This window comes from Sphingomonas fuzhouensis, from assembly GCF_034659795.1.
GTDB classification, from domain to species: domain Bacteria; phylum Pseudomonadota; class Alphaproteobacteria; order Sphingomonadales; family Sphingomonadaceae; genus Sphingomonas; species Sphingomonas fuzhouensis.
Genome location: NZ_JAXSQY010000001.1, coordinates 765,568 through 778,554 on the forward strand (window position 1 = coordinate 765,568; position 12,987 = coordinate 778,554).

General features: G+C 65.0%; 8 protein-coding genes and 1 tRNA gene. 4 read left to right on the top strand and 5 right to left on the bottom strand.

The window, feature by feature from the left end; all coding sequences use genetic code 11:
- The first annotated feature begins 19 nt into the window (after nucleotides 1–19).
- On the top strand, nucleotides 20–481 hold the full coding sequence (locus U1H82_RS03610; protein ID WP_322963548.1) for a DUF1465 family protein: 462 nt from the start codon (nucleotides 20–22) through the stop codon (nucleotides 479–481).
- 3 nt (nucleotides 482–484) lie between these two features.
- Here the strand turns inward: U1H82_RS03610 and U1H82_RS03615 are convergent, their stop codons facing one another.
- Complete coding sequence (locus tag U1H82_RS03615; protein WP_322963549.1) at nucleotides 485–1,444, bottom strand: NAD(P)H-dependent flavin oxidoreductase; 960 nt, start codon at nucleotides 1,442–1,444, stop codon at nucleotides 485–487.
- A 138-nt stretch (nucleotides 1,445–1,582) separates the two neighbouring features.
- Between U1H82_RS03615 and U1H82_RS03620 the strand changes: the two genes are divergently transcribed.
- Nucleotides 1,583–4,168 (top strand): M1 family metallopeptidase, encoded by a 2,586-nt coding sequence (locus U1H82_RS03620; RefSeq protein ID WP_322963550.1) that lies wholly within the window; start codon nucleotides 1,583–1,585, stop codon nucleotides 4,166–4,168.
- A 132-nt stretch (nucleotides 4,169–4,300) separates the two neighbouring features.
- Nucleotides 4,301–5,905 carry a S10 family peptidase gene (locus U1H82_RS03625; protein WP_322963551.1) on the top strand — a complete coding sequence of 535 codons (1,605 nt, stop codon included), beginning with the start codon at nucleotides 4,301–4,303 and terminating at the stop codon, nucleotides 5,903–5,905.
- A gap of 267 nt (nucleotides 5,906–6,172) precedes the next feature.
- Here U1H82_RS03625 and U1H82_RS03630 read toward each other — a convergent pair whose 3' ends face one another.
- On the bottom strand, nucleotides 6,173–9,142 hold the full coding sequence (locus U1H82_RS03630; protein ID WP_322963552.1) for a glycoside hydrolase family 31 protein: 2,970 nt from the start codon (nucleotides 9,140–9,142) through the stop codon (nucleotides 6,173–6,175).
- Nucleotides 9,143–9,574: 432 nt separating this feature from the next.
- Between U1H82_RS03630 and U1H82_RS03635 the strand changes: the two genes are divergently transcribed.
- On the top strand, nucleotides 9,575–10,813 hold the full coding sequence (locus U1H82_RS03635; RefSeq protein ID WP_322963553.1) for a DUF2254 domain-containing protein: 1,239 nt from the start codon (nucleotides 9,575–9,577) through the stop codon (nucleotides 10,811–10,813).
- A gap of 125 nt (nucleotides 10,814–10,938) precedes the next feature.
- Here U1H82_RS03635 and U1H82_RS03640 read toward each other — a convergent pair whose 3' ends face one another.
- From U1H82_RS03640 to U1H82_RS03650, 3 genes are all read right to left on the bottom strand, one after another.
- Entirely contained in the window at nucleotides 10,939–11,769 is an 831-nt protein-coding gene (locus tag U1H82_RS03640) for a 23S rRNA (adenine(2030)-N(6))-methyltransferase RlmJ (protein WP_322963554.1), read from the bottom strand.
- Between the two features lie 137 nt (nucleotides 11,770–11,906).
- Nucleotides 11,907–12,455: a pseudouridine synthase gene (locus tag U1H82_RS03645; protein WP_322963784.1), complete on the bottom strand. Its 549-nt coding sequence runs from the start codon at nucleotides 12,453–12,455 to the stop codon at nucleotides 11,907–11,909.
- Nucleotides 12,456–12,829: 374 nt separating this feature from the next.
- A tRNA-Lys gene (locus tag U1H82_RS03650) sits at nucleotides 12,830–12,905 on the bottom strand.
- Between the last annotated feature and the right edge of the window lie 82 nt (nucleotides 12,906–12,987).

The window sequence follows — 12,987 nt, forward strand, 5'->3', positions numbered from 1 at the left end:
GGCATGCGAGCCAGGGGGCATGGCCAACGCATTGCCCGAATCCCCTTTCCACACGAAACTGATCGACAGCCTCTATGCCGAGGCGATGGCTTTGGCGGAGAGCGCGCGTGGCTATTTCGACGGGGTGGGGCGGAGCGAGCGCGATGCGCTGGCCCCTGTCGCGCGGGTCGCCTTTTCGTGCGAATCGTTGAAGGTCACGACGCGGCTGATGCATGTCATCGCCTGGGTGCTGACCCAGCGCGCGGTCGAGGCGGGAGAGATGCGCTGGGCCGATGCGCGCCATCCGGTGCGGCGGCTGGGGCGCTCGCCCGAGACGGATGATGCGCAGCTCGGGGCCTTGCCGGACCATGCGCAAAGGCTGACCCAGGCCAGCCTCGACCTGCACCGCCGGGTCGAGCGGCTGGACGAACTGGCCGACGCCGCGGTGCCGGTCGGCAGCCCCGTGCAGGCATTGCAGGCCCGGCTGGGTCAGGCCTTTTAAGGATCAGCGGGCGAGCGACAGCCGCGCCCGCGCGGCGTCATATTGGCGCGCCAGTGTCGCGACACGCTCGGCGGCGGGTAGGATCTGGTCGACCGCGCCGATCCCTTGGCCCGCGCCCCAGATGTCGCGCCACGCCTTGGCCGCCTGTCCACCGCCGAAGTTCATCGCCGCCGCATCACCCTCGGGCAGGTGATCGGGGTCGAGCCCCGCCGCCACGATCGAGGCGCGCAGGTAATTGCCATGAACACCGGTAAACAGGCTGGAATAGACGATGTCACTGGCTCGGCCGTCGACCACCGCCTGCTTATAGGCCTGTGCGGCATTGGCCTCGATCGTGGCGATAAAGGGCGAGCCGATATAGGCGAAGTCCGCCCCCATCGCCTGCGCCGCCAGGACGGCGTCGCCGGTCGCGATCGCCCCCGCCAGCGCCAGCGGCCCATCGAACCAGCCTCGGATCTCCTGGACCAGGGCAAAGGGCGACAGCCGCCCCGCATGGCCGCCCGCGCCGGTCGCCACCGCGATCAGACCGTCCGCGCCTTTCTCCACCGCCTTGCGTGCGAAACGGTCGTCGATCACGTCGTGCAACGTGATCCCGCCCCAGCGATGGACGCCCGCATTCACATCCTCGCGCGCGCCCAGGGAGGTGATGACGATCGGCACCTTCCACTTGGCACAGACCGCCAAGTCCGCCTCCAGCCGGTCGTTGGAGCGGTGGACGATCTGGTTGACCGCAAAGGGCGCGGCCGGGCGATCGGGATGCGCACGGTCATGCGCCGCCAGCTCCTCGGTGATCCGGTGCAGCCATTCGTCGAGCAGGCTGGCGGGCCGCGCGTTCAGGGCTGGAAACGACCCGACGATACCCGCCTTGCACTGGGCGATGACCAGATCCGGATTGGAGATGATGAACAGCGGGGACCCGATGACGGGCAGCGCCAGGCGACTCAGGGCAGGGGGCAGGCTCATGGCTTGACGATAACGTAAAGGTAAAGCCTGTCCAGCGCCGCAAAAGGTACGTGCAACATTATTACATGACCGTCATTTGCTTTGGGCGGCGTAGGGCGTAGAGATTTGCCCATTCCCAATTGAAAGGCCCCGATTGTCATGAAGTCCGCCCTTTCGGTCCTGTTGGCCCTGACCGTTTCCACCCCCGCCCTGGCGGCGGGCCAGTTGCCGCAGACCGTGGCCCCGATCCTGTACGACATCACGGTACGCCCCGATGCGAAGGCGCTGACCTTCACCGGCGAGGAAACGGTCGATGTCGATGTGAAGCAGGCGACCGCGACGATTGTCCTGAACGCCGCCGAGCTGACCATCACCCGCGCCACGTTCGACGGCAAGCCGGTGCCCTTCGCGCTCGACAAGGCGGCGCAGACCCTGACCCTCACCCTGCCACAGGCGGCGAGCGTCGGGCGGCACAAGGTGGGCTTTGCCTGGACCGGCACGATCAACCGCTCGGCCAATGGCCTGTTCGCGATCGACTATACCAATGCTGACGGCACGCCTGACCGGATGCTGGCCACCCAGTTCGAGGCACCCGACGCCCGCCGCTTCGCGCCGATGTGGGACGAGCCCGCCTTCAAGGCCCGGTTCCGCCTGACCGCGACCGCCCCGAAGGGCCAGCGCGCGATCAGCAACATGCCCGCCGCCTCGATCACCCCCCAGGCGGACGGCAGCCAGCTCTATCGCTTCGACGAAACGCCGGTGATGTCGAGCTATCTGCTCTATTTCGGATCGGGCAATCTGGACCGCAAGACGGTGGATGCGAACGGCGTCCAGATCGGCGTGGTCAGCCGCAAGGGCGTGGTCGACCAAGGCGATTACGCGTTGGGCGCGGCGACCAAGCTGCTGTCCTATTACAATGATTATTTCGGTACGCCCTATCCGCTGCCCAAGATGGACATGATCGCCGGGCCCGGCTCCAGCCAGTTCTTCGGCGCGATGGAGAATTGGGGCGCGATCTTCTATTTCGAGAACGAACTGCTCTTCAATCCGCTGGTGATGAGCGAGAGCAACCGTCAGCGCATCCACACCGTCGTCGCGCATGAAATGGCGCACCAGTGGTTCGGCGACCTCGTCACGCCGCGCTGGTGGGACGATCTGTGGCTGAACGAAGGCTTTGCCTCCTGGATGGAGGGCAAGGCCACCAACGACCTGAACCCGGCCTGGGAAGCGGCGGCCGCCAGCGTTTCGGGCGAGCGGGAATCGGCGATGGGGATCGACGCGACCAGCGCGACCCACCCGATCATCCGCAAGATCGAGACCGTCGACCAGATCGGCGAGGCGTTCGACAGCATCACCTACCTCAAGGGGCAGGCGGTGATCGGGATGCTGGAATCGATGCTGGGCCAGGACACGTTCCGCAAGGGCATCCGCGCCTATATGGCGAAGTACAAGTACCAGAACACCGTCACCGAACAGCTATGGGCCGAACTGTCCAAGGCGTCGGGCACCAATGTCGCGACGGTCGCGCATGACTTCACGCTGCAGGGCGGCGTGCCGCTCATCACTCAGGTCAGTTCGCGCTGCGAAGGCGGCAAGACCGTCGCGATGCTGTCCCAGGGGCGGTTCGGGCTGGATGCGGCATCGAAGACGCCGCAGACCTGGCATGTCCCGATCCGCGTCGCGACCATCGGCGGCGGGGAGACGAGCGCGATCGTGACGGGTGCGGCACCGACGGCCGTGACGATCGCGGGTTGCGGGACGCTGGTCCTCAACCAGGGCAAGGGCTCCTATACCCGCGTCATGTATGACGATCCGGGCCATGCTGCGATCGTGCGCGACTATACCAAGATGGAGCTGAAGGACCGGCTGGGCACGCTGGGCGACGATTATGCGCTGGCGGCGGGGGGATATCAGAGCCTGGGCCGCTGGTTCGACCTGATGGCGCAGGTCCGGCCCGAGGCCGATCCGCTGGAATGGGAAACGGTCGCAGGCGAACTCGGTCGCCTGGATGGACTATATGAGGGCACGCCGCTCGAAAAGCCGCTCCGCGCCAGGGCTGCGGCCATCCTGTCGCCGGTGCTGGCGCGGATCGGGTTCGAACCCAAGCCCGATGACAGTGCGCTCGTCTCGAACCTGCGCGAGACGCTGATCGGGATGCTGGGCGCCAGCGGTGACGATATGGTCGCCGCACGGGCGCGTGGCTATGTCGCGGCGCTTGCCAGGAACCCGAACGCCATTCCGGGCGCGATCCGGCAGCCGATCCTGGCGACCTATGCCAAGCGCGCGACGCCCGCCGAATGGGACAAGCTGCTCGACCTCGCCAAGGCCGAACGCAACCCGGTGGTGAAGAACCGCCTGGTCGCGCTGCTCGGCTATGCCGAGGACGAGGGGGCCGCGCGCCGGGCGCTGGGCCTGCTCAAGAACGACACCTTCACCCCGCCGCAGCGCGCCGCGCTGCTCCGCTCGATCGCGGGTGCGCATCCCGACATGGCATTCGACTGGGCGGTGGCGAACAAGCCGCTGGTCGACAGCTTCCTGGAGGAAAGCAACCGCGCGACCTTCATCGTCGGCCTGGGCGCAGGCTCGAACGATCCCGCCATGCCCGGCAAGATCGAGACCTGGGCCGCCGCCAACCTGTCCGAGGGTTCGCGCGGTGGGGCCAAGCGCTCGATCTCGCAGATCGCGGTGCGCAAGGCGGTCGCGGATCGGCTGAAGCCCGCCGTCGAGGCATGGCTGGCGCGCTGACGGTTCGGGATCGGCCCCTCCACCATTGCGCAGCAATGGTGGAGGGGCCGATCCCATCCTCTCGAACCGCTTGCCTTCCTGGCAAAAACGCGGGAACCATGACGGCTCCGTCACTTATTCCGTGAGCCCTTCGTGATCCGCAACAGCCTCGTCCTTCTTCTCGCCGCCACCACGCTGACCGCGCCGCTCGCCGCGCAGGAGGAGGGGGAGAAAAAGGCCGCGCATCACGAAGCCGCCAAGGCCGAGGCGGAGGCCGCCTGGGCCCGCGCGCCGTTGGAGGAGACCGAAGTTCGTCACCGCGACAGCGTGACGATCAACGGCCGTAATTATCCCTATATCGCATCGGCGGGCACGCTGACCGTGCGCGATATCGAGGGTAAGCCGACCGCCTCGATGTTCTATACTGCCTATACGCTCGACGGCACGAAGCCCGGCACCAAGCGGCCGGTGACGTTCCTGTACAATGGCGGGCCGGGATCGCCGTCCTTCTGGCTGCGCATGGGCTCGTTCGCGCCGATCCGCATCCGTACGACCAGCCCGGAGTTCGTACGGCCCGCACCCTATGATGTCGGGCCTAATCCGGACTCGCTGCTCGACAAGACCGACCTCGTGTTTCTCGACGCGATCGGCACCGGCTATTCGCGGCCGCTGGGGGATATGAAGCCCGCGCAATTTTACGGCGTCGACGAGGATGTCGATGTCTTTGCGGGCGCGATCCAGCGCTACGTCACCAAATATGGCCGCTGGATGAGCCCCAAATTCCTGCTCGGGGAAAGCTATGGCACGCTGCGTTCGGGGGCGCTGGCCTATCAGTTGCAGGAACGGGGCATGGCGCTGAACGGTGTGGTGCTGCTCAGTTCGATCATGAATTACGGCTATCGCCAGCCGGGGCTGGATCAGGTCTATCTCAACTATCTGCCCAGCTATGCCGCCACCGCCTGGTATCATAATCGCCTGGCCGACCGTCCCGCCGATGTCGCAACCGTGGTGGCGCAGGCCCGCGCCTTTGCGGTCGGGCCCTATATGTCGGCGCTGGCCAAGGGGCAGAACATCTCGCCCCAGGAACGCGACCAGGTCGCCGAACAGATGAGCCGCCTGATCGGCATCTCGCCCGATTACATCAAGCGCGCGAACCTGCGCATCGACCTGCCGCGGTTCCAGAAGGAATTGCTGCGGGGGCAGGCGCGGACGGTCGGCCGCTTCGATTCACGCTATCTGGGTATCGATACCGACGCGGCGGGCGAAGCGCCGGAAACCGACGCGTCGTCGGATGCGATCTCGGGCGCCTATATCGCGTCGTTCCAGGATTATCTGCAATCGACGCTCGGCTACAAGACCGAGCTACCCTATCGCCTGTCGGCGCGGGATGCGGCGGGCTGGACCTGGAACTGGAAGCACAAGTCGCCCGACGGCGGGCAGAACAATCCCAACACCGCGATCGATCTGGCCGCCGCGATGCGGGCAAACCCGTATCTGAAGGTGCTGTCGATGAACGGCTATTACGACATGGCGACCCCGTTCTTCGGCACCGAGAACGACCTGGGCCATATGATGCTGGAGCCAGCCCAGCAGGCGAATCTGCGCTTCACCTATTATCCGGCGGGGCACATGACCTATCTCAACCCTGACGCGCTGCGGAGCATGAAGGCGGACCTGTCGCGCTGGTATGACGAAGCGGTCAGCGATGCGAAATCCTCGACCCCGCCGGTGCCGCCATCGGGGCAGGGGGCACGGTGATCGATCGGCGATAGAGCGCACGATCAGGTGTCGTGCGCGCATTGCGGTGCGATGATGTCATCTGCCCGTAAATCCTCGAGGGGTAATCGCCAGAGGTTTAGGGCTAGATGACATGAGATAGCCTCACCCCTCCCCTTCAGGGGAGGAGCCGGGGGTGGGGCGGACCCGCAAGCGTGCGGTTCGGGGCAATGCCCCACCCCAACCCCTCCCCTGAAGGGGAGGGGCTCGCGTCGGTTCAATGCGCCTTATCCCCGACGCAGCATGGCCTCAGAATGCGATGCGGATCGGCTTGCCGGTATAGTTCACCGTCTTCGACGCAGGCAGATCGGCGATGCCTCCGGCCATGCCCGGCTTCACGACGACGATATTCAACCGCCGCGTTGACACCATGTTGGGAAAGCGGCCCTGCCGCGCGCCGATGGTCAAGGTTCGCCGCGCGTCGTCCCAGGTCAGGTCATAGGTCGCACGGCTGCCGCGTTCATAGGCATAGGTCTCGTTATCGTCCTCATACAGGGTGAAGCGGCCATCGGCGCCGGGATAGACGCGGATTTCATAGGGCGCGTCGGGCTTCTCGGTCGCATATTGCTGCACCGGGCCGAGCGGCAGGATCGCGCCTGCCCGGACATAGAGCGGCATGATGTCGAGGGGGACGTCGCGCGACGTCTCGGTGCCGCCCGCCACGCGCTGGTTCGTCCAGAAGTCGTACCAGTCGCTGCCTGCGGGCAGATAGGTCGCGACCGCCAGCTTCGGGGCTTCGCCCGCCTTGGCGGCCACGCGGCGCAGTTCGTCGGGAGTGCGCCAGGCGAAGCGCAGGTCGCGGTCGCCGTCGCCCTGATAATATTCGATGCGGATCGGCACGCGCTGTCCCTTGCGCAGCGTCACCTTCGCGCCATGATAGCGCGACGCACCGCTGGACCAGTCCTCGATTACCTTTCGCCCGTCGACGAACAGGCGCACGCCGTCATCGCCTTGCAGGCCCAGCTCATATTCGCCGTCCTCGGGCGCCACCAGCACGCCGTCCCAGCGGGCGGAGAAGTCGTTCAGGCTCTTCAGCCCCGGCGGCATGGGCTGGAGCGGCGGCTGGGGCCAGCGCTTGTCGATCACCGTATCGACGACGCGGCCTGCGGGCTTTTCGAAGTTGCGTCCCTCGAAATACTGGCCCGCCAGCCCCGGCTTGCCATCGGCCGTGAACAGCGCGGTCGCGGGCACGGTGGCGGCGGGTTCGGGCTCGACATGATACATGGCGCGGGTGACCGGGTGGACCAGCAGCGATCCGCCGAACATGAAGGCGTCGTTGAGCGCATGGACCCGCGCATCGTCGGGGAAGTCCATCGCCAGCGGCCGCATCATCGTATAGCCGCCCGACGTCACCTGCCACGCATTCGCATAGATATAGGGCAACAGCCGGTAGCGCAGGTTCACCGCGTCCAGCAGCGCGCCGTACATCTGCGGGTCGAGCGCCTTGAAGATATAGGGTTCGCGCTCGATGCTGGTGCCATGAACGCGCATCAGCGGGTTGAACACCGCATATTGGAACCAGCGCGCGAACAGCTCGCGATACGCGGGGTTCTTCTCGCCGCCGCTATAGCCGTTGACGAAGAAGCCGCCGGTGTCCTGCGTCCAATAGGGATTGCCGGTGACGGTGACGTTCACCCCGCCCGCGACCTGATGGCGCAGCGTCTCCCAGCTGGCCTGCGTATCCCCTGACCAGGATGTCGCCGCCGTCCGCTGCGCCCCCGCCCAGGCCGACCGGGTCAGGGTCAGCGCGCGCTTGTCGCTGGTCGCCCGCTGCCCCTGATAGGTGCCCAGCGTCGTCATCAGCGTATAGGCGTTCAGATAGCGCGAAAAGTCGCCCAGCGCGTTGCGGCCCAGCGACTTGACGTCGTCGACCGCCGCCTTGGCATCGTGCATCGCGCTGCTGACCTCGACCTCGGTCCCGTCCATCCACAGCGCGTCGACGCCTTTGTCGAGCAGGCCCGACTTGGCATGTTTGAAATAGATCTGTCGCCCCAGCGGGCTGAACGCGTCATAGACCCGCGCCTGTTTGGATATCCAGTGAAGCGGCTTGAACCGCAGGCCGTGCTGGTCCAGTTCCTTGCCCAAAGCGGTGTCGTTGCCGACCGAGGGCCAGATCGACACCATCAGCTTCATGTGCAGGTCGTGGATTTTGCGGATCGCGCCGACCGGATCGGGAAAGCGGGTCTTGTCCCACGTCATCCCGCTCCAGCTGCCGTCATTGCCGCCCCAATATTGCCAGTCCTGGACGATGTAATCGAGGGGGAAGCGTTCGCGGCGGAACGTCTCGGCCACTTCGACCAGCCGGTCCTGCGTTGTGTAGCGTTCCTTGCTCATGAACAGGCCGAAGGCTTGTTTGGGATACATGGGCGCGTCACCGGTCAGCTTGCGATAGGCCTGGACGACGCCGTCCATCGTATCGGCGCCCATGAAATAATAATCGACCCCGCCCGGCGCATCCTCCGCCCAGAGCCGCGCGCCGTTCGCATCGTCGGCAAAACGCATGTGCGAATAGGTGTCCCACATCACGCCATAGCGCCGGTTCGACACCATGACGGGGATGATGATGCCGATATTGGTCTGGATCAGGTCGAGGTCCGCGCCGCGCCGGTTGATCGTCGCGTCGTCGGTAAAGCCGAAGCCGTAAATCGCCTCGTCGGGCGTCAGGCGGAAACGGTTCTCCACCTCATAGCTGGGGTCCTTCGCGCTGGTGATCGGCTTGACGCTTTGCGGTCGGGCCTGGTCCTCGCGGGTATACAGCTTGCCTGCGGGATCGAAGAAGCTGACCGCCCCGGTTGTCTTGTCGACCGACAGGCGCAGTCGGGCGGTCGCGACGATCAGCGCCTCGGGCTGATCGGTCACCGTGAAGGCGATGTCGGCGGGCGGGGCGACGACCACGATGCTCTTCGCCGACCAATAGTTGCGGCCACCATTGGTGTTCACGCGCACGGTCGAAGGGCCATAGAACAGGATCGTCTTCGACACCCCGTTCAGCCGCAGCTGAACGCCATTGCGCAGCCGGCTATAGGTATAGCCCTGAACGGGTATCGGGCCGATCGCCTGAGGATGACCTTGCGCGTCGAGCCCCGTCGGCGTCCGCGCCTGCTCTTCGCCGACCGGTCCGGCGAGCGCCGATCCGCTCACCGCCAAACCCATCACCGCCACGCCGATGGCGAGTGCCGCCCGATACGCACGCTGGTTCACACGCTCTCCCGTCGTCATATTATCATTCGTCTCGGACACCGGAAGGACGACCAGCCATCAAAGGCGCGAACATACCGCCAAGATTGACGGCTATCCGCGTGATACCGATACGCGCTTCACGGCTCCTAATTGTCCGACTTTTGGAAGTGATACAGACTCTCGGGGGCGTTGCAAGAGCCTGACCCAGCGGTTTCGGAAACGTTTTCGATTGCAGGCTTTCAAATCCGTTCGTGCAGGCGCGTGGCGCTCGACCAATGGCGGCGTGGATAAAAGCCCCGCATGGGAAGTTCTGTGAGCCGGATATCGGGCGTTTGCGTATGATCGGCCATATAACGGGCGGCGTGCCATCGTCGTTTGATCGCGTTCGACGCCTTGGGGGTAGACGGCGGCCTTGCGATGATCGTCTTCGACCAGGGTGGCATAGGCCGTAAAAGGGAGATGGGGCGCCACATGATTTCGAAGGCCCGTATCGGATGGCTGCTCCATCGTATCGCTCGGAAAATCTGGTTTCGCGCCGCGCTCATCAGCGCCGCCAGCGTGGTGGTCGCCGCATTTGCGGGGATCGTCGCGCGAACCGTCCCCTATCATTTTACCGGCGATATCGGTCAGAATGCCGTCGGTACGGTCCTGGAAATCATCGCCTCGTCGATGCTGGCGGTGACCACCTTCTCTTTGACGGCGATGGTCAGCGCTTATTCCTCGGCGACCCAGCTCGCGACGCCGCGGGCGACACAATTGCTGATCTCGGATCGCATGTCGCAAAACGCGCTCTCGACCTTCCTTGGCGCCTTCATCTTTGCCGTCGTCGGCATCATCGGCCTGCAAACGCGGCTTTATGGCGGGCAGGGGCGTGTGTTGCTCTTGATCGCCACGGTCATGCTCGTGGCGCTGGTGGTCGTCACCCTGCTGCGCTGGATCGCCCATCTGGCCGCGTTCGGGCGCATGTCGGATGTGATCGACCGGGTCGAGGATGCGGCCCGATCGGCCATGCTGACCTTCGCGAACGATCCGTATCAAGGGGGTAGGCCCGCTATCCCGGTCCCCGACAATGCGCGACCGGTGCTGTCACAGACCATCGGTTATGTGACGCATGTCGATATCGAGCGCCTTGCCGCGCTGGCCCGGCGCCAGGAGATCGTCCTGCATGTGGAGGCGATCCCCGGTACGTTGGTCCATAAGGGGCGTCCGCTGCTCCGGACGGTCGGGGATGTGGCGGAACTGGAGGACGAACTGTCGCGCGCCTTCGTGATCGAGCGGCATCGCGCGTTCGACCATGACCCACGGCTTGGACAGATCGCGCTCGGCGAGATTGCCGGGCGGGCGCTGGCACCTGCCACCAACGATCCCGGTACGGCGATCGAGGTGCTGAACGCCTTGCTGCGGACCTTGAGCGAATTGCCGGTGCAGGGGCCTGCGCCCGACGATGATCTGCCGCCTGTCTATGTGCCGCGTCCGTCCGTGGACGAGTTGATGCGCGCCGGTTTCGCGCCGATCGTGCGTGAGGGGGCTGGCGAAGAAGAGGTGGCCATTCGCGCCTTCAAGGTGCTTCATGCGCTGGGAGAGACGCTGCCCCATGCCCTCGAAACCACGCAAGCCCTGGCGAATGAGCTGAAGCGGAATATCGAGCGGGTGATGCTCGACCAAGCCGCGCTCGCCAGGACGTTGGCGGTCTATGACGATCATGCGTGACGGCGGTATTGTCTTGGCGGGTGACGACACGTCGCCGGGTTATCTGCTGTGCTCAGGCGACCCGACGAAGGCGAGCAGGCTGACACGCTCGACCCGCTCTGATGTCCACGATGCCTGGGTTCAACTTACGCGTTTAACCATTCCACGGTGATCTCGCCCCGATGCCCTTCCGGCGCCAGTGCGGCGCGGAGGGCTTCGAGCAGAGGTGGCAATCCTTGCGTGAAGGCATAGGGCGGATTGACGATAAAAAGCCCCGCGCCGTTATAGATGCCGGGCTGATCGGCATCATACAGCCAATGCTCGACGACCAGGAATTTCGGGATGCCGAGCCTGCGCAAGTCGGTCTTCCACCGCTGATGCGTCGCGCGGTCCTTCAGCGGATACCAGATGACCGTCACGCCATGCGCCCATTTGCGGTGCGCGGCGGCGAGGGTAGCGGTGATGCGGGCGCGTTCGTCGGTCTGCTCATATGGCGGATCGACCACCACCACGCCGCGCGCCGTGCGGGTGGGAAGCATCGCGAGCCAAAGCTCATAGGCGTCGCGCTCATGCACGGCTGCAGGCGTACCGCGCATCGCGCCGCGTAACGAACGGGCGTCTTCGGGATGCTTTTCATTGAGGATCAGCACGTCCTGCGGGCGCAGGAGCTGCGCCAGGAACTGCGGCGAGCCGGGATAGAGCTGTGGCTCCGCCCCGACATTCACCGCCCGTACGGCGGCGCGATAGTCGTCCAACAAGGGGTTCGCATCGGCAAAGGCCCGCACCACGCCTTGCGCCGCTTCACCGGTGCGTTGCGCCTGCTCGCCGCCAAGGTCGTAGAGCCCGCAACCGGCATGGGTGTCGATCAGGGTCAGCGCGCCCTGTTTTTGCTGCAAGGCCCGGACAAGGGCCATCAGCAGGCTGTGCTTCACGACATCGGCGCTGTTGCCGGCATGGAAGGAGTGGCGATAATTCATGGCAATCCAAAACGAACCGGACGAAGGGCGTCGAAGTCCCTCCGAGCGAAGCCTCAAATCAGCTTTTGCGGTCGGCGGCAACCGGCGTCAGAGACAGCCGTGATCCGCAATCGCGCCCGCCATAGGTGCGGCCGACGCTATAGCGAGAGCTCTTCGAACTGGCCCGGTGCAATCCCGTCGACCGACCAGTCGCCGATCGACCAACGGACCAGCCTGAGGGTAGGCAACCCGACCGCCGCCGTCATGCGGCGCACCTGCCGGTTGCGGCCTTCACGGATGGTGATTTTCAGCCAGCTGTCGGGGATGTGCTTGCGCTGGCGTATCGGCGGATCGCGCAGCCACAGGTCGGGCGCGTCGATAGGCGCAATATCGGCAGGCAGGGTCATGCCGTCCTTGAGCCTCACCCCCCGGCGCAAGCGTTCCAGTTCCGGCTCCTGCGGATCGCCTTCGACCTGCACGAGATATGTCTTTGGCATCTTGAAGCGCGGATCGGCGATGCGCGCTTGCAGCCGTCCGTCATCGCACAGCAGCAGCAGGCCCTCGCTGTCCCGATCGAGCCTCCCGGCGGGATAGACGCCCTTCACCGGAATGAAGTCCGACAATGTCGACCGAACCGTCGGCGATCCGCGGTCGGTGAATTGCGATAGGACGCCGAAGGGTTTGTTGAACAGGAGCAGCCGGGCCATCCCGCGCTCATAGCGTTCGACCGAGGCCATGTCTTCTGGCGCAGATCGCCGCCGGACAGGCTGGGCCGGTTAGACCTACCGATAGGCTGTCGGATCGCTTTTCAGGGCGCTGGAATTCGAGCGCGAACAGTTAGAACAGAACGACATGAAACGGATTCGTCATTGCGAGCGCAGCGAAGCAATCCAGTGTCCGGGCAAGACGCTCTGGATTGCTTCGCTGCGCTCGCAATGACGGATTAGGTCAAGCCGACGTCATGGCGCTCTAATTTGGGATTTTTCGACGGGGCAGACCATCCCAGCAGATACAAAAGGGAGAAATCAGGGGAGCCCAAAAGCACAACGGCCCCGCATCGCTGCGGAGCCGTTGAAAAACCTGGTGGACGCACTTGGGCTCGAACCAAGGACCCGCTGATTAAGAGTCAGCTGCTCTACCAACTGAGCTATGCGTCCATTGCCGATTTGCGGCAAGGCGGGGAGCCTGTCCCCGTCTGGTGGCGCGCTGTTAGCCGAGCATGTCCGAGCTGCCAAGAGG

Coding starts and splice junctions, on each gene's coding strand:
- U1H82_RS03610 (WP_322963548.1), top strand. CDS start 20: ATGGCCAACGCATTGCCCGAATCCCCTTTCCACACGAAACTGATCGAC.
- U1H82_RS03615 (WP_322963549.1), bottom strand. CDS start 1,444: ATGAGCCTGCCCCCTGCCCTGAGTCGCCTGGCGCTGCCCGTCATCGGG.
- U1H82_RS03620 (WP_322963550.1), top strand. CDS start 1,583: ATGAAGTCCGCCCTTTCGGTCCTGTTGGCCCTGACCGTTTCCACCCCC.
- U1H82_RS03630 (WP_322963552.1), bottom strand. CDS start 9,142: ATGACGACGGGAGAGCGTGTGAACCAGCGTGCGTATCGGGCGGCACTC.
- U1H82_RS03635 (WP_322963553.1), top strand. CDS start 9,575: ATGATTTCGAAGGCCCGTATCGGATGGCTGCTCCATCGTATCGCTCGG.
- U1H82_RS03640 (WP_322963554.1), bottom strand. CDS start 11,769: ATGAATTATCGCCACTCCTTCCATGCCGGCAACAGCGCCGATGTCGTG.
- U1H82_RS03645 (WP_322963784.1), bottom strand. CDS start 12,455: ATGGCCCGGCTGCTCCTGTTCAACAAACCCTTCGGCGTCCTATCGCAA.